General features: G+C 64.8%; 24 protein-coding genes and 1 tRNA gene. 15 read left to right on the forward strand and 10 right to left on the reverse strand.

The features are described from left to right. Positions 1-28: 28 nt before the first annotated feature. Positions 29-1,153 carry a cupin domain-containing protein gene (locus CVS48_RS03935; protein WP_100853342.1) on the reverse strand — a complete coding sequence of 375 codons (1,125 nt, stop codon included), beginning with the start codon at positions 1,151-1,153 and terminating at the stop codon, positions 29-31. A gap of 199 nt (positions 1,154-1,352) precedes the next feature. Between CVS48_RS03935 and CVS48_RS03940 the strand changes: the two genes are divergently transcribed. After that, entirely contained in the window at positions 1,353-1,598 is a 246-nt protein-coding gene (locus CVS48_RS03940) for a hypothetical protein (RefSeq protein ID WP_006217094.1), read from the forward strand. Between the two features lie 285 nt (positions 1,599-1,883). Here the strand turns inward: CVS48_RS03940 and CVS48_RS03945 are convergent. Beyond that, positions 1,884-1,958 (reverse strand) — tRNA-Arg (locus tag CVS48_RS03945). A gap of 231 nt (positions 1,959-2,189) precedes the next feature. Here CVS48_RS03945 and CVS48_RS03950 point away from each other — a divergent pair. Continuing rightward, positions 2,190-3,188, forward strand: coding sequence for a c-type cytochrome (locus CVS48_RS03950; RefSeq protein WP_100853343.1), 999 nt, complete (start codon positions 2,190-2,192; stop codon positions 3,186-3,188). 210 nt (positions 3,189-3,398) lie between these two features. Here CVS48_RS03950 and CVS48_RS03955 read toward each other — a convergent pair whose 3' ends face one another. The 4 genes from CVS48_RS03955 to CVS48_RS03970 all read right to left on the reverse strand — a co-directional run bounded on the left by CVS48_RS03955 (position 3,399) and on the right by CVS48_RS03970 (position 8,269). Then, entirely contained in the window at positions 3,399-4,922 is a 1,524-nt protein-coding gene (locus CVS48_RS03955; RefSeq protein WP_100853344.1) for a 3-hydroxyacyl-CoA dehydrogenase, read from the reverse strand. Between the two features lie 89 nt (positions 4,923-5,011). Next, positions 5,012-6,241: a CaiB/BaiF CoA transferase family protein gene (locus CVS48_RS03960; protein WP_100853345.1), complete on the reverse strand. Its 1,230-nt coding sequence runs from the start codon at positions 6,239-6,241 to the stop codon at positions 5,012-5,014. Positions 6,242-6,447: 206 nt separating this feature from the next. Further along, on the reverse strand, positions 6,448-7,596 hold the full coding sequence (locus tag CVS48_RS03965; protein WP_100853346.1) for an acyl-CoA dehydrogenase family protein: 1,149 nt from the start codon (positions 7,594-7,596) through the stop codon (positions 6,448-6,450). A gap of 49 nt (positions 7,597-7,645) precedes the next feature. Continuing rightward, positions 7,646-8,269 carry a TetR/AcrR family transcriptional regulator gene (locus CVS48_RS03970; RefSeq protein WP_100853347.1) on the reverse strand — a complete coding sequence of 208 codons (624 nt, stop codon included), beginning with the start codon at positions 8,267-8,269 and terminating at the stop codon, positions 7,646-7,648. 204 nt (positions 8,270-8,473) lie between these two features. On the opposite strand from CVS48_RS03970, the gene CVS48_RS03975 reads away from it, so the two are divergent. Next, positions 8,474-9,445, forward strand: a complete 972-nt coding sequence (locus CVS48_RS03975; protein ID WP_100853348.1) for an NAD(P)H-dependent flavin oxidoreductase — start codon at positions 8,474-8,476, stop codon at positions 9,443-9,445. Next, the gene (locus CVS48_RS03980; RefSeq protein ID WP_100853349.1) at positions 9,442-10,179 is read left to right on the forward strand and encodes an enoyl-CoA hydratase-related protein; all 738 of its coding nucleotides are present in this window, start codon (positions 9,442-9,444) and stop codon (positions 10,177-10,179) included. The genes CVS48_RS03975 and CVS48_RS03980 overlap by 4 nt, the downstream gene beginning before the upstream one ends. A gap of 177 nt (positions 10,180-10,356) precedes the next feature. Here CVS48_RS03980 and CVS48_RS03985 read toward each other — a convergent pair whose 3' ends face one another. After that, entirely contained in the window at positions 10,357-11,190 is an 834-nt protein-coding gene (locus tag CVS48_RS03985) for an enoyl-CoA hydratase/isomerase family protein (protein WP_050446752.1), read from the reverse strand. A gap of 115 nt (positions 11,191-11,305) precedes the next feature. Here CVS48_RS03985 and CVS48_RS03990 point away from each other — a divergent pair, with 115 nt between their 5' ends. The 11 genes from CVS48_RS03990 to dapD all read left to right on the forward strand — a co-directional run bounded on the left by CVS48_RS03990 (position 11,306) and on the right by dapD (position 23,095). Continuing rightward, positions 11,306-12,184 carry an NAD(P)H-hydrate dehydratase gene (locus CVS48_RS03990; RefSeq protein ID WP_100853350.1) on the forward strand — a complete coding sequence of 293 codons (879 nt, stop codon included), beginning with the start codon at positions 11,306-11,308 and terminating at the stop codon, positions 12,182-12,184. Between the two features lie 121 nt (positions 12,185-12,305). Further along, positions 12,306-12,539: a hypothetical protein gene (locus CVS48_RS03995; RefSeq protein ID WP_050446754.1), complete on the forward strand. Its 234-nt coding sequence runs from the start codon at positions 12,306-12,308 to the stop codon at positions 12,537-12,539. 368 nt (positions 12,540-12,907) lie between these two features. Next, positions 12,908-14,521 (forward strand): ABC transporter substrate-binding protein, encoded by a 1,614-nt coding sequence (locus CVS48_RS04000; protein ID WP_100853351.1) that lies wholly within the window; start codon positions 12,908-12,910, stop codon positions 14,519-14,521. Between the two features lie 93 nt (positions 14,522-14,614). Beyond that, entirely contained in the window at positions 14,615-15,586 is a 972-nt protein-coding gene (locus CVS48_RS04005; RefSeq protein ID WP_100853352.1) for a M14 family metallopeptidase, read from the forward strand. 141 nt (positions 15,587-15,727) lie between these two features. Beyond that, positions 15,728-16,705: an ABC transporter permease gene (locus tag CVS48_RS04010; protein WP_100853353.1), complete on the forward strand. Its 978-nt coding sequence runs from the start codon at positions 15,728-15,730 to the stop codon at positions 16,703-16,705. Between the two features lie 6 nt (positions 16,706-16,711). After that, positions 16,712-17,629: an ABC transporter permease gene (locus CVS48_RS04015; protein WP_100853354.1), complete on the forward strand. Its 918-nt coding sequence runs from the start codon at positions 16,712-16,714 to the stop codon at positions 17,627-17,629. A gap of 138 nt (positions 17,630-17,767) precedes the next feature. Then, positions 17,768-18,751 (forward strand): ABC transporter ATP-binding protein, encoded by a 984-nt coding sequence (locus CVS48_RS04020; protein WP_100853355.1) that lies wholly within the window; start codon positions 17,768-17,770, stop codon positions 18,749-18,751. Continuing rightward, positions 18,748-19,758 (forward strand): ABC transporter ATP-binding protein, encoded by a 1,011-nt coding sequence (locus CVS48_RS04025; protein ID WP_050446760.1) that lies wholly within the window; start codon positions 18,748-18,750, stop codon positions 19,756-19,758. The genes CVS48_RS04020 and CVS48_RS04025 overlap by 4 nt, the downstream gene beginning before the upstream one ends. Continuing rightward, complete coding sequence (locus CVS48_RS04030; protein ID WP_100853356.1) at positions 19,758-20,663, forward strand: alpha/beta hydrolase family protein; 906 nt, start codon at positions 19,758-19,760, stop codon at positions 20,661-20,663. Before CVS48_RS04025 ends, CVS48_RS04030 begins: the two co-directional genes overlap by 1 nt. A gap of 39 nt (positions 20,664-20,702) precedes the next feature. Then, on the forward strand, positions 20,703-21,833 hold the full coding sequence (locus CVS48_RS04035) for a M20 family metallopeptidase (RefSeq protein ID WP_100857497.1): 1,131 nt from the start codon (positions 20,703-20,705) through the stop codon (positions 21,831-21,833). Positions 21,834-22,117: 284 nt separating this feature from the next. Beyond that, positions 22,118-23,095, forward strand: coding sequence for a 2,3,4,5-tetrahydropyridine-2,6-dicarboxylate N-succinyltransferase (gene dapD, locus CVS48_RS04040; protein ID WP_100853357.1), 978 nt, complete (start codon positions 22,118-22,120; stop codon positions 23,093-23,095). 8 nt (positions 23,096-23,103) lie between these two features. Here dapD and CVS48_RS29150 read toward each other — a convergent pair whose 3' ends face one another. The 3 genes from CVS48_RS29150 to CVS48_RS04050 form a co-directional block, all read right to left on the reverse strand. Next, positions 23,104-23,250, reverse strand: a complete 147-nt coding sequence (locus CVS48_RS29150; protein WP_157814447.1) for a hypothetical protein — start codon at positions 23,248-23,250, stop codon at positions 23,104-23,106. Positions 23,251-23,373: 123 nt separating this feature from the next. Further along, entirely contained in the window at positions 23,374-23,994 is a 621-nt protein-coding gene (locus CVS48_RS04045; RefSeq protein ID WP_100853358.1) for a hypothetical protein, read from the reverse strand. A 157-nt stretch (positions 23,995-24,151) separates the two neighbouring features. Beyond that, complete coding sequence (locus CVS48_RS04050) at positions 24,152-25,003, reverse strand: class II glutamine amidotransferase (protein ID WP_100853359.1); 852 nt, start codon at positions 25,001-25,003, stop codon at positions 24,152-24,154. Positions 25,004-25,065: the final 62 nt, after the last annotated feature.

The raw sequence follows: 25,065 nt of genomic DNA on the forward strand, positions 1-25,065 counted from the left end.
GATAAAAATTCGAACAGGGGTGGCGGTGCTAGATCAGCACTTGATGGCCGTCGTTTTCCTTGACCGCTTCTTCGCGGTAGAGCGCCAGCGACCGCATCACGGGCAGGTCGTTGAAACAGAACAGGCAGGCGTCATCGTTGCCGGACAGGTTGGCGTGTTCGTGGATGGCCCAGGACGGCACGCAGAAAATATCGCGTTCGGTCCAGTCATAGCGTTTGCCGTCGATGATGGAAAAGCCGCTGCCCTTGGCCACCTGGTAGATAAAGCTGCCCGTGTGCCGATGGGCCTTGGTGTGTTCGCCCGGGCGCAGCAACTGCATGCTGGCGCCGATGGTCGGCATCACCGGTCCGCCCGTGGCGGGGTTCACGTAGTCAAGCAAGATGCCGTCGTACGGGCTGCCGGCGGTGGTGCGCGCATAACGGCGCAAGGCCTCGTAGGTGGGTTCCCATTCGTACTTGAAGAGCGGCGAATACGGTTTGGTCCAGCCCGACACTTGCGGGCGCAAGGCCGCGTTGCCCCAGGCGGCGCTGGTGTCGTCCACCGGATGGGTCACGGTCTGGTTCAGGTCGGGATGCACGGCGTAGAAGCCCGCTTCCAGCGCATTGACCAGCGGAATGTCCAGGCCGTCCTGCCAGATGCAGGTGGTGCCGTCCGCGGCCACGCCGTGCTCATGCCAGGTGCCGTTGGGCGTCAGCACGAAGTCGTTCGCGCCCAGCGTCATCTTGTGGCCATCCACCACTGTGTAGGCGCCCTGGCCTTCCATGATGAAGCGCAGCGCCGAATGCGAATGCTTGTGGGCCGAGGCCAGTTCGCCGGGCTGCATCACCTGCAAGCCGGAATACAACCAGCCCACGGCCGCGGCCACGTCGCGCCGGCCAGGGTTGTTCAGGTAGATCACGCGGCGGCCCGCTTCCTCGGGCGAGACCAGTTCGGCCGACCGCAGCACATGCGCGCGCAGGTCCTGGTAGCGCCACACCACGGGCACCGACGCCGAGCGCGGCGCCCAGGGTTCAATCTTGTTCGCCACGGTCCACAAGGCGCCGGTTTCCAGGCGCGCCAGCTCCTGGTAATAGGCAATGCGTTCGGGCGAGTCCGCCACATTGGCCCGGCCTGCGGTGTCCTCGCGATAGGCGTCGTACCGGTTCGCTTCCATCCCTTGCCTCTTTTTATAAAATCGTGAAGATTTTCGAAAATAATAGAGGCGAGCGGAATTTCGGGCAATGATTGCCCGCTAGGGGTTTTCCCGCCGCGCAAGAATTAGTTGGTGCGGCGCTTCAAAATACTGTACAAAAACACAGTGCGACGTGATACATTTCGCTCGCCCAAAAAACCTGTCATCCAGGGAGAAACCTGTGTCAGAAGCCGCTCATCTTGTTCAGTACATCGTCGTGCCCTATCGCGCTGCCGCCAACGGCGTGGCCCCCGGGGAAATCCGTCCGGCCAGCAGCGAATTCGGCGCCATCCGAATTGCCAATTCCATGGCCTCCAAATTCGCGGGCGTGGCCGCTTATGAAGTATGGATCGACAAAGAAACCGGCGACATGGAATCGCCGCGCATCCTGACGCAAATCGGCACGGTGCCGTCGCTGGATGATTGAACGCGAATATGCCGCCGCGCGTGTCGAAGCGAATTTAATCCAGGGGGGTTTGATATTCAGGGAGCTTGATGGCCGCATGACTGGATGGCCGCCCTGATGTGTCGATGTTGATGTGTCGACGTTGATCTATATACGCTGATGAATCCCGGGTTTCGAATGTCGAATCCCGGGATTCGATTTTCTAAGCCACGTATCTACATCAGGTAGTGCACGTCACACATTGCGCGTCACGTATTTGCACATCCGCATTTGCACATCCGCATTTGCACGTCATGCCATGATTTGTGGTGCGCCCGACAGGAATCGAACCTGTATCAAGAGCTTCGGAAACTCTCATTCTATCCATTGAACTACGGGCGCAGCGCAAAGAGGCGACATTGTACCTAGTTTTCGATAGCCTGCATGAAGCTGATCAAATCTTCTGTCAATCTCATCGAAAACCCGGTCAGATGCATTGGACGTGCGTCCCTGACACCGTTATATAATCCAGCGTTTGCTTGCAGGCGGATGCCCGACTTGTTCGCCGATTTGTGCAGTTACTGATTTTCTGTTGCCGCCGCCAGGCGCCCCACCCGTTAGCAGGATTTGGTCATGAGCAACGAGCAGGAACACATAGAAGAGCACTCCTCCCCCATCAAGACCCCCAAGCAACTGGTCGTCACGATCGTCCTGTCTTTCGTGATCCCAATCGCCATCATCATCCTCCTGGTGAACATGGTGGTCTCCGGCAACAAGACCGGAGCCGGCTCGGACACGCTGACGCCGGAAGCCGTCACCAAGCGCATCGCCCCGGTCGCGGGGTTTGAACTGGTAGACGCCAACGCCCCCCGAGTCTTCAAGACGGGCGAACAGGTCTTTGCCGCCGTCTGTACGGCCTGTCACACCGCCGGTGTGGCCGGCGCACCCAAGATGGGCGACAACGCGGCCTGGGCGCCGTTCATCAAGGCCGGCTACGACACCATGCTGAACGTGGCCCTGCACGGCAAGGGCGGCATGCCCGCCAAGGGCGGCAACCCCACGCTGTCCGACTACGAAGTCGCGCGCGCCGTGGTCTACATGGCCAACAAGTCCGGCGCCTCGCTGCCCGAACCCGCCGCCCCCGCCGAAGAAGGCGCGAAGAAGGAAGCGGACGCGGCGCCGGCCGTTGCCGCGCCGGCCGTTGCCGCGCCGGCCGCTGCCGCGCCAGCTGCTGGCGCGCCTGCCGCTGGTGCTGCTCCCGCCGCTACTGCCGCTGCTGCCGCTGCTGCTCCCGCCGCTGCTTCTGCACCCGCTGCTGCTGCACCCGCAGCCGCTCCTGCTCCGGCCGCTGCCGCACCCGCCGCCCCGCAACAGGCCGCCGCTGCCGTCAACCCGGCCGGCGAAAAGCTATACAAGAGCGTCTGCTTCGCCTGTCACGCCACCGGCGTGGCCAACGCCCCCAAGTTTGGCGACAAGGCCGCCTGGGCGCCCTACATCAAGACCGGCATGGACGCCATGGTGAAGGTCGCCATGCAAGGCAAGCCGCCCATGCCCCCCAAGGGCGGCGCCGCCAACGCCTCGGAAGAAGACATCCGCGCAGCCGTCCAATACATGGTCGACCACGCCAAGTAGGATGGGTGAAGCGCGACAGGCTTTGTGCTACTGAGATACTGCCCAACGCGCGCAACCCATCAAGCAACCGAGCAAATAAAAAACCCCCTGAGTTTCTTCTTCAGGGGGTTTTTTCTTGCCGGGGTCGGGTGACGCTTGGGGTGCTGCTTGATGGGTTGCGCGCGTTGGCCGGCGGGGTTCTTCTGCCGGGCCTTGCGCGCTTCACCCATCCTACGAGGCTGATGATTTCAGTAGGGACAGGCCCAATTGGACGCGGCGTTGCAGCCAGAGGCTGGGGCGGTAGCGCGGGTCGCCGGTCACGCGCTGCATGCTCTTCAGGATTTCCAGGATGCGGTCGGCGCCCAGCTTGTCGCCCAAGGCCAACGGCCCTACCGGGTAACCCAAACCCAACGTTACGGCTTGGTCGATGTCTTCCGGCGTGGCGATCTGCTGCTGCGCGATGTCGCTGGCAATGTTGACGATCATGGCCACGATGCGCTGGGCAATGAAGCCCGGCGAGTCCTCTATCACCGTGACCGGCACGCCATCGGCGGCCAGCAGCGCGTGCGCGGCGTCGCGCCATTTGGCTTCGGTGGCGGGCGACACCATGATGGTGCGGCGCTTGGCGCCATCGAAGGCATACAGCGTATCCAAACCCACCGTGCGGCCGGCGTTCAAGCCTTGGGCAGACACCGACGTCGACACATCATCACCGAACGGCGTGACGATAATCAACGCGTCGGCGTCGGGCGTCGAACCCGTCACCAACGTGGCGCCCAGCTTTTCGATCAGTGCCGACGCGCGCGCGTAGCCTTCCGCGTGCTTGGGGCTGACCCAGACCTTCAGGCCTTCGGGCAGCGCCGGCACGGGCGGCTCGGCCGGCACTTGCTTCTGGCCGTCGGCGTAGACGTAGAAGCCTTCGCCCGCCTTGCGGCCGATCAGCCCGCCCGCCAGGCGCACGGTCGTGATCGGCGATGGGCGGAAACGCGCTTCGTCGAAGAACTGGCGGTAGATGGATTCCATCACCGGATGCGACACGTCCAGCGCGGTCAGGTCCAGCAGTTCAAAAGGCCCCATGCGGAAGCCGGCCTGCTCGCGCATCACGGCGTCGACTTGCGCAAACGTGGCCACGGCCTCTTGCGCCACGCGCAGGCCTTCGGTATTCATGCCACGACCGGCATGGTTGACGATGAAGCCGGGCATGTCCTTGGCGCGCACGGGCGTGTGGCCCATGCGGCGGGCCAACGCTGCCAATGCATCGCCCACTTCGGGCGCGCTGCGCAGGCCGTCGATCACTTCAACCACCTTCATCAACGCCACCGGGTTGAAGAAGTGATAACCGACCACGCGGCGCGGGTGCTTGCAAGCGGCCGCGATGGCGGTGATGGACAAGGACGACGTGTTCGACGCCAGGATGCAGTCTTCCGACACCACGCCTTCCAGCGCGGCGAACAGGTCACGCTTCACGTCCAGCCGTTCAACGATGGCTTCCACCACCAGTTGGCAGGCCGACATATCGGTCAGCGCGGTGGCGGGCTCCACACGCTCCAAGGCGGCTTGCGCATCGGCGGCGGTCAGCTTGCCCTTTTGCGCCAGCTTGTCCCAGGTCTGACGCAAGGACTCGCGCGCGGCGGCAACCGCATCGGCGCTGGTGTCGTACAAGCGCACGCGCAAGCCGGCTTGCGCCGCAATCTGCGCAATGCCGCGCCCCATGGCCCCGGCGCCCACGACGCCGATGGTTTGAATCTCCGTCATCAACTCTCTCCTGCCTGTATTGGAATGGATGGTGCGCGCCGCGGCATGGCGCGTGGCAAGCGGGGCGGCGCGCGGCCACCCCGCCGCGATCAAGGCTGGCTTTGTGCCAGCGCCTGGATGTCTTCGGCCGACAAGCCCAGTTTTTCCGCCAACACCTGTGCGGTGTGCTCGCCCAACATGGGCGGCGGACGGCGGTATTCAACGGGGCTATCGGAAAACTTCAGCGGGCTGGCGGCCATCGGCACCTTGCCGGCGGCCGGATGCGGCAGTTCGCGCTTCATCTGACGCGCCAGCACGTGCGGGTCTTCGTAAACCTGGTCCAACGTGTTGATGGGGCCGGCCGGCACGCCCACAGCTTCCAACGCGGTCAGCCAGTGGTCGCGCGCGCCGGTGGCCATGCGTTCGGCCAGCAGCGGCACCAGTTCAGTACGGTTCTTCACGCGCTGCGGGTTGGTGGAAAAACGCGGGTCGGCCGACAACTCGGGCAGCCCGATGGCGCCGCAGTAATTGCGGAACTGGCTGTCGTTGCCCACCGCCACGATCAAATGGCCATCGGCCGCGGCGAACACTTGGTACGGCACCAGGTTCTGGTGCGCGTTGCCCGCGCGCTGGGGCGCCACGCCCGAGGTCATGAAGTTCAAGTTCTGGTTGGCCATCATGCTGACCTGGCAGTCCAGCAAGGCCATGTCGATGTGCTGGCCCAAGCCGCTATTGGCGCGCTCAAGCAGCGCGGCCAGGATGCCCACCGTGGAATACATGCCGGTCATCAAGTCAGCCACGGCCACGCCGGCCTTTTGCGGGCCGCCGCCGGGCAGGTCGTCGCGTTCACCGGTGATGCTCATCAGCCCGCCCATGCCCTGGATCATGAAGTCATAGCCGGGGCGGCTGGCGTACGGGCCGGTCTGGCCGAAGCCGGTGATCGAGCAATAGATCAGGCGCGGGTTGATGGCCTTCAGGCTTTCGTAGTCCAGCCCGTATTTCTTCAGGCCGCCCACTTTGAAGTTCTCAACCAGGATGTCGCTTTGCAGCGCCAGTTCGCGCACCAGCTCGGCGCCGCGCGGCGACGCGATATCCAGCGCCACCGACATCTTGTTGCGGTTGGCGGACAGGTAGTAGGCGGCTTCGGTGGTGTCGTTGCCCGCTTCGTCCTTCAGGTAGGGCGGCCCCCAGGCGCGCGTATCGTCGCCCGCGCCGGGCCGTTCGATCTTGATCACCTCGGCGCCAAGGTCGGCCAGGTTCTGGGTGCACCAGGGGCCCGCCAGCACGCGGGTCAGGTCCAGCACGCGGATGCCGGTAAGGGGAGCAGGACGTTGCGACATCTGTAGTCTTTTCGCTAGATGAGAAATGAAAACGTCCGGCTTGCGGCCACGCGCGAAGCCAGACTGGAATTCCGTCATGCCGGCGGCCCGGGCCGCCAGCGCGTCATACCCGGACGCGGACCGTTAGGGTCGCGCCCGGAGCACCATTCGTCAATCCGGATATTAGCTGTTTGGACACTCTGGCCGGATTTCCGCTTGCTGCCGGCTCAGGAATGCGCCTTGATCGTCTCGCGCGCGATCACCAGTTGCTGGATCTGCGAGGTGCCCTCGAAGATGCGGAACAAGCGCACGTCGCGGTAGAAGCGTTCCACGGCGTACTCGGACATATAGCCCGCGCCGCCGTGGATCTGCACGGCGCGGTCGGCCACGCGGCCCACCATTTCGGTCGAATACAGCTTGCAGCAGGCGGCCTGCATGGTGGTGTTCTCGCCGCGGTCGCGCATGCGGGCGGCGTCCAGCACCATGCAGCGGGCGGCATAGAGTTCGGCCTGGCTGTCGGCGATCATTGCCTGGATCAGTTGAAACTCGGCAATCGGCTGGCCGAACTGCTTGCGCTCCAGCGCGTACTTGACCGCGTCAGACAGCAGGCGATCGGCAATCCCCACGCACAGCGCCGAAATGTGCAGCCGGCCCTTGTCCAGCACGCGCATCGACGTCCGGAAGCCGTTGCCCTCTTCCCCGCCCAGCAAGGCGCTGGCGGGCACGCGGCAGTTGTCGAACACCACGTCGCTGGTCAAGGCACCCGCCTGGCCCATCTTCTTGTCGGGCTTGCCGATGATCAGGCCCGGCGTGCCGGCTTCGACCAGGAAACACGAAATGGAATTGGCGCGGCGTTCGGGCGCGGTGCGCGCCATCACCGAGAACAGGCCGGCGATGGGCGCGTTGGTGATGTAGCGCTTGGTGCCGTTCAGCACATAGCCGTCGCCATCGCGCTCGGCGGACAGGCGCAGCGCCATGGCGTCCGAGCCGGCGTCCGGCTCGGTCAAGGCGAACGAGCCGATCAATTCACCGCTGGCCAGCTTGGGCAAGTAGCGCGCGCGCTGCTCGTCGGTGCCGGCCAGCACGATGGCTTGCGAGCCGATGCCGATATTGGTGCCGGCCAGCGAACGGAACGCGGGCGAGGTCTGGCCCAGTTCGAACACCACGCGCACTTCCTCTTCCATCGTCAGGCCCAAGCCGCCGAAGTCGGGCGAGATCGACAAGCCGAACAGGCCCAGCTCGCGCATTTCGTTGACGATGTCCGGCGGCACCTGGCCGCTAGAGGCCAGTTCGTCTTCGGCGGGAATCAGGCGTTCGTGCACAAAGCGGTGCACGGCGTCCAGCAACAGGTTCAGGGTTTCGGTGTCGAGGGCCATGATGAAAGTCTCAGTAAATAAGCAATGCAGTTTCCGGACGGCGGCGCGATCAGGCGCGCATGCCGCCAACCAATAAATCGAAGTAACCGGCGGCGATGGCTTCGGCGCTGTCGCCCTGGCCGGGCTTGTACCAACGCACCATCCAATTCAGCATGGACAGCACGGCGCGGCCGGTAGCAGCCACGTCCAGCGGGCGGAACACGCCCTGCTCCACGCCTTGGGCGATCAGTTCGCGCAGGCGCTTTTCGTAGCCGTCGCGCAGGCGGGCGGCGTCTTCGCGTTCGGGTAGCGCCATGCCGGAATAGCCGATCAGCATGGTGACGAATTCGGCATGGTGCTGTTCAAAGTAGCGGGCGTGACCCACCATGAACGCGCGCAACCGGTCGGCGGCGCCCTGCGCATCGGCCACATCCTGGCCGACGTTTTGCGTCAGCCCGTTCAACACGCCCAGGATGATGGCGTCGTAGATGTCCTGCTTGGTGGTGTAGTAGTGATAGATGGCCGCCTTGGACACCCCGATGGCGGCGGCCAGGTCAGCTACCGAGCTGCCGTCGTAACCGCTTTGCGCGAACAGCTTGGCGGCTTCTTCCAGGATGCGTTCACGCGGGGCTGCCAGCGTGGGGGGCCGGCCAGCGCGGGCGCGTTTCTGAGCGGGAGGGGCGGAGGTCGCCATGACAGCCTTTGCAAGGGCCGCGCCTGAGGCTGCGGGCAGGCCGCGCGGGCCTCCATTGACAGCGGTTCGGCGCATGCCGTTAAATAAAGATTAATTAATTACCGGACGGTCGGTAGGTAATTATAGGCACATCCGCTTTCAGGGCTCAAGGCCCAATTGCGGAACGCCTTTTCTGGACTGACCTGAACACAACGCGACGACGCTATGCCCCACTCTCTTGTGACAGATTTGTATGGCCAGATGTCCCTGCCGGTCATCAGCGCCCCCATGTTCATCGTGTCCAACCCGCAACTGGTGATCGCGCAGTGCACGAGCGGCATCGTGGGTTCGTTCCCCGCACTGAACGCGCGCCCGCAAAGCCTCTTGACCGATTGGCTGGACGAGGTCCAGGCCGGGCTTGCCTCGTACCGCGAAGCGAATCCCGGCGCCGCCGTGGCGCCGTTCGCGGTCAACCAGATCATCCACCAGTCCAACGACCGCCTGGAACAGGACCTGGCCGTGTGCGCCAGCCACCGCGTGCCGCTGATCATCACCAGCCTGCGCGCGCCGGGAGACCTGGTCAAGGGCGTGCACGACTGGGGCGGCAAGGTCTTTCACGACGTCACCACGCTGCGCCACGCCGAGAAAGCGCTGGAAGCGGGCGTGGACGGGCTGATCCTGGTGTGCTCGGGCGCGGGCGGCCATGCGGGCACGCTGAGCCCGTTCGCGCTGCTGTCCGAAGTGCGCCGTTTTTACGACGGCCCGCTGATCCTGTCGGGCGCCATCACGTCCGGCGCGCATGTGCTGGCCGCGCTGGCCATGGGCGCCGACTTTGCCTACATGGGCACGCGCTTCATCGCCAGCCAAGAAGCCAACGCCAGCGAGGGCTATAAGTCCGCCATCGTCGAGGCCAGCGCGTCCGACATTCTGTACACCCCGTTTTTCACGGGCATTCCCGGCAACTATCTGAAGGCGAGCATCACCGCGTCGGGGCTCGACCCGGCCAACCTGCCGCAGCCCGACAGCGGCGCGTCCAACTTCGGATCGACACGCGTCAAGCCGTGGAAAGACATCTGGGGCGCGGGCCAGGGCGTGGGCGGCATCGCCAGCGTGCTGCCCACGCGGGAAATCGTCGACACGCTGCGCCGCGAATACGCCGAGGCCAAGGCGCAACTGGCCGGCAGGTCGTTCGCATGAGCGCGGGCCTGAAAGTCAGCCGGGATGGCGCGGTGCTGACCCTGATCATCGACCGCCAGGACCGCCGCAACGCGCTGGACACGGCCACCTACGCCGCCCTGACCGAACAGATTTCGCTGGCCAGCGCCGACCAGGCCATCTCGGCGGTGATCCTGACCGGTGCGGGTGAACACTTCACGGCCGGCAACGACCTGCGCGACTTTCAAGCTGAGCGCGGAGCGGGTGACAGCGCGGGGCTGACGTTCCTGCGGGCGCTGACCCTGGCCGACGTGCCGGTGATTGCCGCCGTCGAAGGCTATGCGATTGGCATCGGCGTCACGCTGCTACAGCATTGCGACTTTGTCCACATTGGCGAAGGCGCCACGCTGCGCATGCCGTTCGTGGCGCTGGGCCTGTGCCCGGAGGGCGCCTCCAGCCTGTTGATGCCCCGCCTGGCCGGGCGGCGCGCCGCCGAATGGCTGTTGCAGGGCAAGGCGTTTTCCGCCAAGGATGCGCGCGAGGCTGGCTTGGCAACGTCGGTTACGCCAAAAGGCCAAGCGCTGGCCGCGGCCCGGGCCACCGCTGCTGATTTGGCCCGCCAACCGCCCGCCGCGCTGCGCCTGACCAAGGCCATGATGAAGCGGGCGGACCGCCAGGCCATCCAGGAAACGCTGGATTACGAAGCCCAGCAGTTTCGAGCGCGGTTGCAGACCGAGGAAGCGCAGGCTGCGTTCGCGAAGTTTTTTAAGAAATAGTGGGACTGCAGTTCATGGGTTGCGCGCGTTGGGTTTTGGCGTTCTGACGTCGAGTCATTCGCGCTTCACCCATCCTGCGGTTGAGACGTAGGATGGGTGCGGCGCGGCACAACCGACATAAGAACCCGGCCGCCGACCGCGCAAACCCATCAAACAGCCGCCATCAAACAACACCCCTCAAAACGGCGAATCCGGCCGGAAATTCGGCGCCCGGCGTTCGCGCAACGATTGAATCCCCTCTTTCACGTCCGGCCCGCCAAACCCCATGAACTCCAGGGCCAGCGACGTATCGAAGCTCGGCCCCGCCATGCGCAGCCAATTGTTCAGCGAATACTTGGTCCAGCGTATCGCCGTCTGCGAGCCTGCCGCCAGCTTGTTGGCCACCTCGAACGCGCGGGAAATCAGCTCGGCTTCATCCACGCACAATGACACCAGGCCGATCCGCTCCGCCTCTTCGCCGGTCACGGTTTCGCACAGCATCAGGTAGTACTTGGCCTTGGCCATGCCGCACAACAGCGGCCAGACAATCGCGGCATGATCTCCCGCAGTCACGCCCAGGCGGGTGTGGCCATCGATAATGCGCGCGTCGCGCGCCGCGATCGAGATGTCGGCCAGCAAGCCCGCCACCAGCCCCGCCCCCACCGCCGCGCCGTGCATGGCGGACACGATGGGCTTGTTGCAATTGATGATGTTGTAGACCAGGTCGCGGGCTTCCCGCCACACGCGGGTACGCACGTCGAAGTCGTCGGCCATCTGCTGCACCAGTTCCAGGTCGCCGCCGCCCGAAAAGCCCTTGCCTTCGCCCCGGATCACCACCACGCGGGTGTCGGGATCGGTATCGATGTCGCGCCAGATGTCGGCCAACTCGCGGTGCATGCGGTCGTCCGCCGTGGACAGCTTGCCGGGCTGGCCGCCCTTGGCCCCCATGATCACCTCCAGCACCCCGCCGGGATGCCGGCGCAGCTTCAGGGATTCATAGGCTGAATAGTGTTGCAGCGTGATATCAGTCATTGTCTACTCCGCGTTGTCTTTAGCCGCTGCGCGAGCCTTGGGGCCGGCGCGTTTTTGCGCACTATAGTGGATACGCGGGCGCCCGCCCCGCCGCTTTCCCACGGAGCCTCAGCCAATGAACACCCTCGTCACGTCCGTCGGCGCCCCCATCGACCGCGCCAATCTGCCCGCCCTGTTCGCCCCGCGTGGGCAGGACACGCATAAAGGCAGCTTCGGCACCGTCGGCGTGGTGGGCGGTGGCCCGGGGATGACAGGCGCCGCGCTGCTGGCCGCCCGCGCCGCATTGAAGACGGGCGCCGGCAAGGTGCTGGTCGGCTTCGCCCAGGAAGCCGCGCCGCTGGCGTGCGACCCGCTGCAACCCGAACTGATGCTGCGCGACGCCCGCTCGCTGCTGGAGGCGGACTGGGGCGTGACCGCCTGGGTGGCCGGCTGCGGCATCGGCACGGATGCGCTTGCCGCAAACGCGCTGTCGGAATTGTTCGTGCTGCGGCGCGAAGCCCCGCTGGTGCTGGACGCCGACGGCCTGAACCTGCTGGCCACGGGCGACATCCGCCCCAACTGGGGCGCGGGCTCTGTCGTGCTGACCCCCCATCCCGCCGAGGCCGGGCGCCTGCTGGGCGTCAGCGCCGCGCAGATCCAGTCCGACCGCCCCGGCGCCGCCCGGCAATTGGCGCAGCGTTACCACTGCTGGATTGTTCTGAAGGGCGCGGGCACGGTCGTTTGCAGCCCGGCGGGCGACATACGCATCAACACCAGCGGCAACCCGGGCTTGGCCACGGCGGGAACGGGCGATGTGTTGGCCGGGATGCTTGGCTCGTTGTTGGCGCAAAAGCTGCCGGTGGACCAGGCCGTGGCCGGGGCGGTCTGGCTGCACGGGGCCGCGGCCGACGCGCTGGTGGCCCAGGGCATCGGCCCCATCGGCTTGACGGCGGGTGAGCTTGCGGACGCCGCCCGCGCCCTGCGCAACGAGAAATGGGGCAGCTTGGGCAGCTAAGTCCCCGTCAAATAAACATTTTTACAACATACTAGGGTTTTCCCTGAAAAGCCCATTGCTTTCGGACTAGGGTTATCCCTATAATGGTTTTCACCAAGACGAAACGGACTGGAGAAAGACCATGAGCGAACTGACCCTGAATAGCACTGCCCGCCTGACCGACGCGCTGGAGCGCGACCTGCTGCGCGGCGCCCTCGAGAACCAACCCAATTCCCATCCGCTGACCAGCCTGAAGAAGGCCGGCCAAGCCGTGATCGCCGCTGTCGCCAGCGTGTTTGCCTTCATCGACGAAGTGAACGAATCGATGAACAAGGCCCGCGCCGCCAGCTCGCGCTTCTCCGGCTCGCAGTGGTAAAAACAGCCGCGCTGGGCTGAAACCGCGATCGATATTCGCGGTTTCGCCCGGCGCGCTGCCGTTTTCGGCCCGCTTGTCGGAGAAGCAGCCGAAGACAGGCGTTAGGTGTCTTTTTTCGGCACTCTCGCCCGAGCAAGCATCCCCGCTTGTTCCCCCACTTGTTCCCCTCCTCTCGGCGTTTTCCCTAGCGCCAGATTCGCCGTTCTTCATTGACAACGCGCGAAGCCCCTATTGATAATCGGCCCCTTGCCGTCGTGCCTGGCGCCAACCCATCCTAGTTTTCCCGCGGCCGACAATTGGGTCCGGCCGCGGCGGCGGTGGTTTTCGCGCAGGCATGATCCGGTTCGCTATCCCTCCGGAGTTGTCACATGAAGTTGCGCACCACCCTGGCCCTTGTGGCCGCCGCCATTCCCCTGGCAGCCGCTCAAGCCCAGACGCTGAAGATCGGCCTGTCGGCCGAACCCACTTCGGCAGATCCCCACTATCACAAGATGACGCAGAACGATGCGTTCTCCGCGCACGTCTACAGTTCGCTGGTGGGCCGCAGCGCCGACATGAAGCTCACGCCCCAGTTGGCCAAGTCCTGGAAGAACCTTGACGATCTGACCTGGGAATTCAAGCTGCGCGACGACGTCAAGTTCTCGAACGGCAAGCCGTTCACGTCCGAAGACGTGCTGTTCACGATCTGCCGCACGCTGAACAACGAAACCAACGTGTCGCAGTCCTACATGGACATGACCAAGCGCATCGCCGACGTGCAAACGCCCGACGCGCACACCGTCATCATCAAGACCTCCGAACCCTTCCCGCTGATGCCCGCCGAGCTGGCCCGCTCGCTGCCCATCATCTGGAACGGCATCGTGGAACACGGCAAGCTGACATTCGACCCCAAGAAGGGTTGCGGCGTGACCGGCGCCTGGCCCACGGTTGCCGACTTCAACAACGGCAAGGATGCCATCGGCACCGGCCCGTACACCCTGAAGTCCTACGTGAAGGGCACCGGCATCGAACTCGTGCGCAACGAGAACTACTGGGGCGACAAGCCGGCCTGGAAGGAAGTAAAGTTCGTGCCCGTGCCGTCCGCCGGCCCGCGCCTGACCGGCCTGCTGTCGGGTGATTTCGACATGATCGAAAACCCCGCCGCCCGCGATCTGCCCCGCCTGAAGGACAACCCGAAGTTCGGTTTCGTCGCCACGCCGTCCACCCGCCTGGTGTTCTTCCAGCCGGACGTGGCGCGCAACCCGAGCCCGTTCGTCAAGAGCGCCGACGGCAAGAACCCGCTGCAAGACCTGCGTGTGCGCAAGGCCATTTCGATGGCCATCGACCGCAAGACCATCACCGCGCGCATCATGGACGGCATGGCCACCCCGGCCTACCAGTTCATGCCCGACGGCATGTTCGGCGCGCTGCCCAAGGCGCCGGAAATCAAGTACGACCCGGAAGGCGCCAAGAAGCTGCTGGCCGAAGCCGGCTACCCGAACGGCTTTGAATTGACGCTGTCGTCCACCAACGACCGCTACGTCAACGACGGCCAGATCGCCCAGGCCGTGGCCCAGTACCTGGCCCGCGTCGGCATCAAGACCAATGTAGACGCCATGACGGCCTCCATCTATTTCCCCAAGCGCGCCAAGCGCGAATTCAGCTTCTCGCTGGGCGGCTGGCCGGCGGAAACGGGTGAAGCCTCGGCGCTGTTCCAGTTGTGGGTCGCGTCGCTGGATTCGCCCAAGAGCCTGGGCACCAGCAACTACGGCGGCTTCTCCAACGCCGATTTCGACAAGGTCTACAAGGAAGCCATCGTGACGGTTGACGCGCCCAAGCGCGAAAAGCTGTTGCAGGAAGCCACCCAGATCGCCCTGGACAACGTGCCGCTGATTCCGCTGCACTTTGAAAGCAGCATCTGGGCGTTCCGCAAGGGCATCACCTACGAAGGCCGCCGCGACCAATACACGCTGGCGACGTCGGTCACGCCCGAAAAGAAGTAATCTGGTTCGCTTGAACCGTGAGACGGCTGCCTCGTGCAGCCGTTTTCTTTTGCCGGATCCCTATACAATTCCCCCGCTTCATCGGAGTTCCCCATGCCCACGTCCACGCCCGCGGTCCAGCCCCGCCCTTTTCTTCTTGCCTGTCCGGATTTGTCGTCGGAGCGCTTGGGCAATACGGAGACGCCCGGCGTCTGGCATTTTGACTCCGGCGTGCCGGGCAAGCGGGTGATGTTGAGCGCGCTGATCCACGGCAACGAGCTGTGCGGCGCCTGGGCCTTGAAGGAAGCGCTTGCGGCCGGGCTGCGTCCACGCCGGGGCTCGCTGACCCTGGCCTTTTGCAATCTGGCGGCGTTCGACCGCTTCGATTCCACCAATTACGCGCCCGCGCGTTTTGTCGACGAAGACATGAACCGCGTCTGGAGCGACGACAAGCTGACCGTGCCGATCAGCCAGGAACGCCGCCGCGCCGCGCAGCTTCGCCCGTGGGTGGAGCAAGCTGACTGGCTGCTGGACTTCCATTCCATGAGCAATTCCGACGTGCCGCTGCAATTGACCGGCATGGAACAGCGCAATATCGACCTGGCGCTGGCCTTGGGCAACCCCGCCACCATCATCGCAGACGCGGGCCATGCCGCCGGCGTGCGCATGCGCGACTACGGCCGCTTTGGCGAAACGGGTGACAACGGCACGCGCTCGCTGCTGATCGAATGCGGCTTTCACGGCGCCCCCGAAGCACGCGGCGTGGCGGTGGACCAGATGGCGCGCTTCCTGCTGCAAGCCGGCACGGTAGACAGCGACGATATCCCCGACGCCTGGATCGCGCCCGCACAAGCAGCCCAACGCGCGCTGCGCGTCACCCACGCCATCGCCGCAAAAAGCGCGGACTTCCGCTTCGACCAGCCCTGGAAGGGCCTGGAAACCCTGGCGAAGGCGGGCACCGTCATCGGCTGGTCCGAAGGTGAAGCGGTCGTCACGCCTTATGACGACTGCGTGCTGATCATGCCGTCCACCGCCAATCTGCGGCCCGGCGTCACCGTGGTCCGCCTGGCGCAAGCTATCGTTTGATCTTGAAGAACACCCTGGCCATGTCGGCGAAATACGCCAAGTAATTCCGCCAAGTAATTCCGCCAAGTAAACACGCCAAACAAACCCGCCAAGCAAGCACTCGGCGCCAAGCAACCCTGAGCCCACCAAGGAAATCATCACGTGGCCTTGTTCATCCTGCGCAGACTGATACAGAGTCTGTTCGTACTGCTGGCCGTTTCGGTCGTGGTCTTCTTCGCGGTGTATGCCGTGGGCGACCCGATCGAACTGCTGGTCAGCCCCGAAGCCAGCCAGGCAGCTCGCGAGGCGATGATCGCCCGCCTGGGCCTGGACCTGCCGGTTTGGCAGCAATACATCGGGTTCCTGTGGCGCGCGCTGCATGGCGACCTGGGCACGTCCTTCGTGCACGGCATCCCGGCCATTGAACTGATCGTGCAGCGCATCCCCGCCACGTTCGAACTGGTCATCGTGGCCATCATGCTGACCTGTGTGATCGGGATTCCGCTGGGGCTGGTCGCCGGCCTGTACCGCGACGACTACCTGGGACGCGGCATCATGGCGTCGTCGGTGCTGGGCTTTTCGCTGCCGAACTTCTGGCAGGGCATGATGCTGATCCTGCTGTTCGCCGTGTGGCTGGGCTGGCTGCCCGCCACCGGGCGCGGCGACACCGTCACGGTGCTGGGCATCCGCCTGTCCATCCTGACCGCCGACGGCTGGTCGCACCTGATCATGCCGGCCATCAACCTGGCGCTGGCCAACATTGCGCTGGTGCTGCGCCTGACCGCCTCGGGCGTGGTCGAAGCGCGCAGCCAGGACTACGTGAAGTTCGCGCGCGCCAAGGGTGTGAAGCCCGGGCGCATCGTGCGCCGCCACATCCTGCGCAACATCCTGATCCCGGTCGTGACCGTGATCGGCATGGAGTTCGGCACCTTGATCGCCTATTCCACCATCACCGAAACCGTGTTCGCGTGGCCGGGAATGGGCAAGCTGCTGATCGACAGCGTCTACCAGTTGGACCGCCCCGTGGTGGTCGCCTACGTGATGCTGGTCACCCTGATCTTCGTGGTCATCAACCTGGTTGTGGACATTCTGTACGCCGCGCTCGACCCGCGCGTGCAGCTCGTGGCCCCCGCTCAATAATCCGCCATGGCTAACATTCCCAATTCCGGCCGCACTCGCACCGTCCAGCCTTTGGCCGAGACCCCGCAGCGCGCCTCCATCCTGAAGAAACTTCGTGCGCGCCCCACGGTGCGCGGCTCCGTGATCGCGCTGGCCATCCTGATCATCCTGGTGGTCTTCGCGCCCTACTTCGCGCCGCAAAACCCCTACGACCTGGCCAACCTGTCGCTGCTGGACGGCCGCCTGGCGCCGCGCCAGGCGCTGATGGACGGCAGCATCGCCTGGCTGGGCACCGACGACCAAGGGCGCGACATGCTCAGCGCCATCCTGTATGGCTTGCGCATCAGCCTGATGGTGGGCCTGTCGGCCGTGGTGCTGGCTACCGCCATCGGTGGCGCCATCGGCCTGATCGCCGCCTACATCGGCGGCCTGGTCGACACGGTGCTGATGCGCATCGTCGACTTCATCCTGGGTTTCCCGACCATCCTGGTGGCGCTGGTGCTGCTGGTGGTGCTGGGGCGCGGCGTGGACAAGGTCATCCTGGCGCTGGTGCTGGTGCAGTGGGGCCACTACGCCCGCATCATGCGCAGCCGCGCGCTGCAAGAGCGCCGCAAGGAATACGTGGAAGCCGCCGCCAATCTGGGCTTTCCGGCCTGGCGCATCATGGTGTTCCACCTGCTGCCCAACTGCCTGGGCCCCGTCATGGTGTTCGCCACCATCCAGATCGCCACCGCCATCGCGCTGGAAGCGACGCTGTCGTTCCTGGGCGTGGGCGTGCCGATCACCGAGCCGTCGCTGGGCTTGTTGATTTCCAACGGCTTCCAATACCTGCTGTCGGGCGATTACTGGATCAGTCTGTTCCCCGGCATTGCGCTGCTGGTGCTGATTCTTTCCATCAACATCGTGGGCGACCGCCTGCGTGAAAGCCTGGATCCCAAACGATGACGCCCACCCCGAAGCGCGATGCGCTTCCCCCTCAAGGGGGCATGCCGGCGGACCGGCAAAGCCGGCTCCGCGGCATCCCGATGGCGCGACTCCCGTGGCATACGCTGCGGGTAGCCTGTGGCGCAATGGACTACTGAAATGAGCGATATCCTTCTTGATGTGCGCGGACTGCGCACTGCATTCCATACCGAAGCCGGCGCGTATCTGGCTGTCGACGGTGTCGACCTTACCGTGCGCCGTGGCGAAATCGTGGGCCTGGTGGGCGAATCGGGCTCCGGCAAATCCGTGACCGGCTTCTCACTGCTGGGCCTGATCGATCCGCCCGGGGAAGTCGTCGACGGCGAAGTGAAGTTCAAGGGCACCGACCTGCGCAACCTCACGGAAGAGCAGATGCGCCAGTTGCGCGGCAACCGCATCGCCATGATCTTCCAGGATCCGCTGATGACGCTGAACCCGGTGCTGCGCATCGGCGAGCAGATGATGGAAGCCATCCTCACGCACGAAAACGTGTCCCGGGCGCAAGCCGAGGAACGCTGCCGCGAAGCGCTGGAGATGGTGGGTATTCCGTCGCCCGAAAAGCGCTTGAAGAGCTACCCGCATGAGTTCTCCGGCGGCATGCGCCAGCGCGTGGCGATCGCCATCGCCATGCTGAACAAGCCCGACCTGATCATCTGCGACGAGCCCACGACCGCGCTGGACGTCACCATCCAGGGCCAGATTCTCTACCGCATGCAAGAGATCTGCCGCGAGCACAACACCGCGCTTATCTGGATCACCCACGACCTGGGCGTGGTGGCCGAACTGGCCGACCGCGTGGCCGTCATGTACGCCGGCCGCATCGTGGAAAGCGGCCCGGTTGAACAGGTGCTGGAATCGCCGCGCCACCCCTATACCCGGGGCCTGTTGGATTCGATGCCCGGCGCCACCCAGCCCGGCGCGCGCCTGCACCAGATCAACGGCATGGCACCCAGCCTGGCGGGCCGCCCGTCGGGCTGTGCGTTCCGGCCGCGCTGCCCCAAGGCGATTACGCGCTGCACCGAACAAGCCCCCTCCGTTACCACCGAAGGTCCGCGCAGCTACCGCTGTTACGTGCCGATAGCCCGCGAGGCACAGCAAGCATGAGCCAAGCCGATACTCCCGTCATCGAGCTCAAGAACGTCCACAAGCGATTCGAACAGCGCCCCGACCTGGCCCAGCGCATCCTGGCCCTGACCGGCCGCCCGCTGGACCGCCGCACGGTGTATGCCGTGAACGGCGTGGACCTGTCCATCAAGCGCGGCGAAGTCGTCGGGCTGGTGGGTGAGTCGGGTTGCGGCAAGTCCACCCTGGGCCGCGTCGTGGCCGGCCTGCACCGCCAGACCGAAGGCGAGCTGCTGTACCAAGGCCGCGACGCGGTGCGCCTGCGCGGCGCCGACAAGCTGGCCTATACGCTGGGCGTGCAGATGATCTTCCAGGACCCGCAAGCGTCCTTGAACCCGCGCCAACGCCTGCGACAGATCCTGGGCGAATCGCTCAAGGTCCACAAGCTGGCGCCGCCCGCCGAGATCCCCGCGCGTATCGACCAGGCCTTGAAGGAAGTGGGCCTGGACGCCGAATACCGCGACCGCTTTCCGCATCAGATTTCCGGCGGCCAGCGCCAGCGCATCGGCATCGCCCGCGCACTGATGGTGGCGCCCAAGTTCCTGGTTTGCGACGAACCGGTGGCCGCGCTGGACGTGTCCATCCAGGCGCAGGTGATCAACCTGTTCATGGACCTGCGCGAACAGCACGGCTTTACGTATCTCTTCATCAGCCACGACCTGGGCGTGGTCAAGCACATCTCGGACCGCGTCGCGATCATGTATCTGGGCAAGATCGTGGAAATCTCCACGTCGGCCGAGATCTTCGCGCGCGCCAACCACCCGTACACTCAGGCCTTGATGGCCGAGGTGCCGGACGTGGCCCGCCGTGGTCGCAAGTTCACGCCGATCAAGGGCGAAATCCCGTCGCCGCTGAATCCGCCCCCGGGCTGCACCTTCAACCCCCGTTGCCCCCACGCCATGCCGCGATGCCGCGAGCAGGCGCCGGCCCTGAAAGAAATCTCGGCGGGCCACTGGTCGGCCTGTCACCTGAACGAAGCGAGCGCCTGATGAAACCCTCCGACATGTCCAACGTGGACCGCATCGCCATCGAAATGGGCCATGCGGGCCGCAACACCATCCAGTACATCGACGAAGATCGCAATTCGGATCGTCCGTTCAAGCTGCAAACGTACCGCCCGTACGGCTACACGCCCGACCGCCCGGTCGTCATCGTGCAGCACGGCGTGCTGCGCAACGGCGACGAATATCGCGACTTCTGGGTCGAAGCCGCCGACAAGCACAAGCTGCTGATCGTGGCGCTGACGTTCTCCAACGAGATCTGGCCCGGCGTGGAAAGCTACAACAACGGCCGCGTGTTCTCGGCCGGCGGCAACCCGCGTCACATCGACGGCTGGACGTATGCGCTGGTGGGCAACGTCATCAAGGACATGATGGACGGTGAAATCACCGACGGCCAGAACGTCTACCTGTTCGGCCACTCGGCGGGCGGCCAGTTCGTGCACCGCCTGATGAGCAGCCAATCGCACGCGCCGTTCAAGGCCGTGGCGGCGGGCAACCCCGGCTGGTACACGCTGCCCACGTTTGACTACCCGTTCCCCGAAGGCATGGACGGCGTGGGCCTGACCGAAGAGCATCTGGTGAAGCTGCTGGCCTATCCCATGACGATCCTGGCGGGCGATCAGGACATCGCCACCGACGACCCGAACTTGCCGGCCGAACCGGCCGCCATGCGCCAAGGCCCGCACCGCTTCGCGCGCGCCCAGAACTACTACGACTTCGGCAAGCAAGAGGCCGAACGCCGTGGCGTGCCGTTCGGCTGGACGCTGCAAGTGGTGCCCGGCATCGGCCACGATGGCCGCGCCATGTCGGCCGTTTGCGCCAGCCTGTGGTTTGACGGCAAGATGCCCGACGACGCCGAACTGGCCCGCCTGGCCGGCCAGCAGGTCGCCTGATCGATCCTTCCTTTTTCATTGCTGAACATCGAACCCGCCATGTCCAACACTCAAAGCACTGAACAGATCGTCGCTGGCATCCAGAGCTGGCTGCAATGCGAATCGCCATCGAACTTTCCCGAAGGCATCGCCGCCATGGCGCGCATCATCGCCGACTACGCGGCCGCCGCGGGCTTGACGGTGGAACTGTCGTCGCTGGGCCCCACCACGGGTCCGCTGCTGTACGCCACCAACCGCGCGCCCGGCGACACCCGCCCCGGCATCCTGATCCTGGCGCACATGGATACGGTGCATCCGGTGGGCACGCTGCTTGAGAACCCGGTGCGCATTGATGGCGACCGCCTCTACGGCCCGGGCAGTTATGACATGAAGGCGGGCATCTACCTGGCGCTGACGGCGCTGGCCGGCGTGGCGCGTCCCGGCGCGACGCAACTGCCGGTGGACTTCCTGGTGGTGCCGGATGAAGAAACGGGCAGCCATGCGTCCCGCGTGCACATCGAACGCTTCGCCGCCAACGCCAAGTACGCGCTGGTCTGCGAACCGGCCCGCCCGAACGGCGGCAAGTGTGTGACGGCGCGCAAGGGCACGGGCATGCTCAACCTGAACGTAAAGGGCCGCCCGGCGCACGCCGGCATGCAGCACGAAAAGGGCCGCAGCGCGATCCGCGAAATGGCGCACCAGGTACTGGCGCTGGAAGCGATGACCGACTACGACCGGGGCATCACGGTCAGCGTGGGCACGATTGCGGGCGGCACGGTCACGAATACGGTGCCGGCGCTGTGTCGCTGCGTGGTGGACTTCCGCGTGCCGGACATGGGCGCCGCCGAAGACGTGCTGCGCCGCATGCGTGAATTGTGCGCGGTGGGGCCGGACGTGGAACTGGATATCAACGTTGAACTGAACCGCCCGCCGATGGTGAAGACGGACGCGGCGGCGGCGTTGCTGGCGTTGGTGCAAGGCTACGCGGATCGGGCGGGCTTCCTGCTGGAAGACGCGCCGATGACGGGCGGCGGCAGCGACGCGAACTTCACGTCGGCGATGGGGATACCTACGCTGGATGGGTTGGGCGCTGATGGGGACGGGGCGCATACCTTGAATGAGTATGTGCTGGTGTCGACGCTGGAACAGCGGCTGAAGTTCTGGGAATTGCTGTTGAAGGAATTGGCGTAGGGGGTGATGGGTTGCGCGCGATTTACGGCGGCGTTCTATTGAACGGCGGTTCGCGCTTCACCCATCCTACGTTTGCCCCGCATCGTAGGATGGGTGTAGCGCGCGGGGTCGATGGCAATGGCGCCGGTGGCCCATCGCGCGTAACCCATCTTGCGGCGGTCACGGGTTCATCCACGGGCGGCTGATGGGTTGCGCGCGATTTACGGTGGTGTTCTTTTGAACGGTATCGCGCGCTTCACCCATCCTACGTTGAATTTTTCTATTTTTTTTTATCGCAAATTATCATGTCTGCCGCTTCCTCCAGCGCCATCGCCTACGGCTTGGCTACGCTTGCCGCCGATGGCTCCGTGCTTGACACCTGGTATCCGCGCCCGTCGCTGGCCGAGCGTACGCCCGCTTCCGGCACGCGTCACCTTACGCCTGAAGAAGCCCGCGCGGCGTTGGGCGAACATGTGCCCACGGCCTTGATCCGCGACACGCGGCGCAAGGTGGATATCGTTGCCGTGCGCACCGCCATTGCTTCGCTGGATGAACCGCCTGCCGATGCGCATGACGCCTATCTTCGGCTGCATCTGCTCAGCCATCGCCTGATCCGCCCTCACGATGCAAACCTGGATGGCTTGTTCGGCGTGCTGACCAACGTGGCGTGGACGTCCGTGGGGCCTTGCGCGGTGGATCAGGTGGATGCCTTGCGCTGGCAATTGCGCGCCACGGGGCAAACGCTGGAAATACGAGGCGTGGACAAGATTCCCCGCATGACCGACTACGTAGTGCCCAGCGGCGTGCGCATTGCCGATACGGCGCGCGTACGGCTGGGTGCGCACTTGTCAGCGGGCACGACCGTGCTGCATGAAGGGTTCTGCAACTTCAACGCCGGCACGCTGGGCGCCTCGATGGTCGAAGGCCGCATTAGCGCGGGCGTCATCGTGGACGACGGCAGCGATATCGGCGGCGGCGCGTCCATCATGGGCACCATGTCGGGCGGCGGCAAGCAGGTGGTATCGATCGGCAAACGCTGCCTGCTGGGCGCGAACTCAGGCGTCGGCATCTCGCTGGGCGACGACTGCGTGGTGGAAGCCGGCTGCTACATCACCGCCGGCACTCGGGTGCTAACGCCGGAAGGCACGGTCGTGAAAGCGGCGTCGCTGGCGGGTCGGCACGGGCTGCTGTTCCGTCGAAATTCGCAGACGGGGGCTGTGGAAACGCTGATCCGCACCGCCGCCTGGGGCACGCTGAATCCCGCGCTGCACGCGGGGCATTGATCCGCGCGTCAAGACGGTAAGGACAACAGCAACCTCAGCGGCAGCAGCATCAGCAACTGCGCCAGTGATGGCGTCACCGTCAACAGCAGCGCCAGCAACTGCGCCAGCGATAGCGTCACCGTCAACAGCAGCGCCAGCAACAGCATCAACGTCATCGGCAAAGCGACACAACAACAAACGCCAAACCCCATGCAAAAGGGCCGCTCGTAATGCTCGGGGCGGCCCTTCGTCTTTACGTATCAAGCGAGCCCGTTACGCTGCTTGCGGGACGACTCCCGTCAGGCGTATTCCGCCGTTTGACCCAACTGGTCATAGACCAGGTTCACCAGCAGATCCGAGCTGAGAATGCGCGTCGCCACGCATGAAAACACGGTCTTGCCGTTGTCGTCTTGCAGGGTGATCGTCTCGGTCCAGTCGTTCAGGTCGATGCGCTGCAACGATTCATAGGGCCAGGTGGCGCCGTCAATATGCAGGCCTTCGGCCGACAGGGCCAATTCCTGCGTGTCAAAGCCGGGAAAATCACCGGACTTGATCGTCCGGAATGCCACGCGCTTGCCGTCGGCCATCAACGCTTCCAGCACGGGCAGGCGCTGCGCGACGTAGCGCGAGCGGAATGCATCCAGGAGCTGGGCGAAGTTGCTGACGTCGCCGGACACCACGGTCCAGTCTTGCGTCGTGCTGGTACGGTAGGCAAATTGGTTAATCGGGCCTGCCGTTGCGCCCGCTTCGGCGGGGAACAGGCAAAGGTCCAGTACATCCGCGAAGGCGGTGTAGCTGCGGGTGTCGCCTTGTTGGCGGACCACGCCCTTGTCATGCAATTCAAAGCGAACCGGGGCGTTCCCCGTGTGCGTAAACACCGCCAATGCGTCTGAGACCTGCGGGGTTTTGCTATCTGTCATGCAACTTCCTTATTGAGTTGGGGTGCTTTCGCGGCCCAGGACGTCGCAAAGTCACTGCGACACGCATTCTCCCTTATATGAGCGATACGTGCTTGATGACCCCTACTTATCGGCCATTTTCGACGATATTTGGCCGGATTTTGCCCAAAACCGCGCGTCAAGGGCCCGGCGCGATCGGTACGAAGGGGTAATGCCTCACATCGCCGCCCCCGGCGATGATGGCGGTGGCTTCGGGCACTTCTTCCCAGACGCCGGGCATTTCGCTCAAGGGCTCGGACAGCAGCAGAAAGGCGTTTTCGTCCAGCGCGGCGATCTGCGGGTCCTGCGGATACAACTCGCGCAAATGGCGCACGCAGGTGTTGTGGAACAGCGTGCGCGACTCTGCCTCGCTGGAATAACGCACCGCAATCAGCCTTTCGCCGTCCAGCGCGCACACCGTCATGTTGATGGGATGCGTCACGCCATGGCGGCGACCCGTCTCTTCCACCGCGCCCACCATGCGGGCCAGCGCGGGAATCGGGTCTTCCTCCAGCCCGAAAGTGAGGGCCAGCAGGAACATCACCTCGGAATCGGTGGACCCTTCCAGCGACCCGAAATAGGCCGGCGCAATCATCAGCATCAGGTCGCGGCGCAGCAGGGGGTAGTCGCGGATCACCCCGTTATGCACGAACAGCCACTGGCCGTGGCGAAACGGATGGCAGTTGGTTTCTTGCGCGGGCGTGTCGGTGGCCGCGCGGATATGCGCCACGAACAGCGGCGCGTGGATGGCGCGCGCCGCCTCGCGCAGGTTGCGATCGTTCCAGGCGGGGTGCACGCTGCGGTAGCGGAACGGCGGTTCGATGTGGCTATTCGCGGGCCGACTGTACCAACCCAGGCCAAAGCCATCGCCATTGGTCGTGGTGGCGCCCAGGCGCGCATGCAGGCTCTGGTCGATAAGCGAGTGCTTGGCCTTGAACAGCACGCTTTCCATCTGTAGGGGACTTCCGGTGTAAGCCAGCCAACGACACATGATGCGCTCCTTCAAGATGGACTTGCCCAGTGTAGGAGCCCGCCGCAATTTTCTACAAGCCC

It is taken from the genome of Achromobacter spanius (assembly GCF_002812705.1).
Lineage (GTDB): Bacteria > Pseudomonadota > Gammaproteobacteria > Burkholderiales > Burkholderiaceae_B > Achromobacter > Achromobacter spanius.

Excerpts from the sequence above, each read along its gene's own strand:
- CVS48_RS03995 (WP_050446754.1), top strand. The coding sequence starts at position 12,306 with ATGAGCGAACTGACCCTGAATAGCACTGCCCGCCTGACCGACGCGCTG.
- CVS48_RS04005 (WP_100853352.1), top strand. The coding sequence starts at position 14,615 with ATGCCCACGTCCACGCCCGCGGTCCAGCCCCGCCCTTTTCTTCTTGCC.
- CVS48_RS04015 (WP_100853354.1), top strand. The coding sequence starts at position 16,712 with ATGGCTAACATTCCCAATTCCGGCCGCACTCGCACCGTCCAGCCTTTG.
- CVS48_RS03985 (WP_050446752.1), bottom strand. The coding sequence starts at position 11,190 with ATGACTGATATCACGCTGCAACACTATTCAGCCTATGAATCCCTGAAG.
- CVS48_RS03980 (WP_100853349.1), top strand. The coding sequence starts at position 9,442 with ATGAGCGCGGGCCTGAAAGTCAGCCGGGATGGCGCGGTGCTGACCCTG.
- CVS48_RS03950 (WP_100853343.1), top strand. The coding sequence starts at position 2,190 with ATGAGCAACGAGCAGGAACACATAGAAGAGCACTCCTCCCCCATCAAG.
- CVS48_RS04035 (WP_100857497.1), top strand. The coding sequence starts at position 20,703 with ATGTCCAACACTCAAAGCACTGAACAGATCGTCGCTGGCATCCAGAGC.
- CVS48_RS03970 (WP_100853347.1), bottom strand. The coding sequence starts at position 8,269 with ATGGCGACCTCCGCCCCTCCCGCTCAGAAACGCGCCCGCGCTGGCCGG.
- CVS48_RS03955 (WP_100853344.1), bottom strand. The coding sequence starts at position 4,922 with ATGACGGAGATTCAAACCATCGGCGTCGTGGGCGCCGGGGCCATGGGG.
- CVS48_RS04020 (WP_100853355.1), top strand. The coding sequence starts at position 17,768 with ATGAGCGATATCCTTCTTGATGTGCGCGGACTGCGCACTGCATTCCAT.
- CVS48_RS04030 (WP_100853356.1), top strand. The coding sequence starts at position 19,758 with ATGAAACCCTCCGACATGTCCAACGTGGACCGCATCGCCATCGAAATG.
- CVS48_RS03960 (WP_100853345.1), bottom strand. The coding sequence starts at position 6,241 with ATGTCGCAACGTCCTGCTCCCCTTACCGGCATCCGCGTGCTGGACCTG.
- CVS48_RS03975 (WP_100853348.1), top strand. The coding sequence starts at position 8,474 with ATGCCCCACTCTCTTGTGACAGATTTGTATGGCCAGATGTCCCTGCCG.
- CVS48_RS04000 (WP_100853351.1), top strand. The coding sequence starts at position 12,908 with ATGAAGTTGCGCACCACCCTGGCCCTTGTGGCCGCCGCCATTCCCCTG.
- CVS48_RS29150 (WP_157814447.1), bottom strand. The coding sequence starts at position 23,250 with ATGACGTTGATGCTGTTGCTGGCGCTGCTGTTGACGGTGACGCTATCG.
- CVS48_RS04045 (WP_100853358.1), bottom strand. The coding sequence starts at position 23,994 with ATGACAGATAGCAAAACCCCGCAGGTCTCAGACGCATTGGCGGTGTTT.
- CVS48_RS04025 (WP_050446760.1), top strand. The coding sequence starts at position 18,748 with ATGAGCCAAGCCGATACTCCCGTCATCGAGCTCAAGAACGTCCACAAG.
- dapD (WP_100853357.1), top strand. The coding sequence starts at position 22,118 with ATGTCTGCCGCTTCCTCCAGCGCCATCGCCTACGGCTTGGCTACGCTT.
- CVS48_RS03935 (WP_100853342.1), bottom strand. The coding sequence starts at position 1,153 with ATGGAAGCGAACCGGTACGACGCCTATCGCGAGGACACCGCAGGCCGG.
- CVS48_RS03990 (WP_100853350.1), top strand. The coding sequence starts at position 11,306 with ATGAACACCCTCGTCACGTCCGTCGGCGCCCCCATCGACCGCGCCAAT.
- CVS48_RS04050 (WP_100853359.1), bottom strand. The coding sequence starts at position 25,003 with ATGTGTCGTTGGCTGGCTTACACCGGAAGTCCCCTACAGATGGAAAGC.
- CVS48_RS03965 (WP_100853346.1), bottom strand. The coding sequence starts at position 7,596 with ATGGCCCTCGACACCGAAACCCTGAACCTGTTGCTGGACGCCGTGCAC.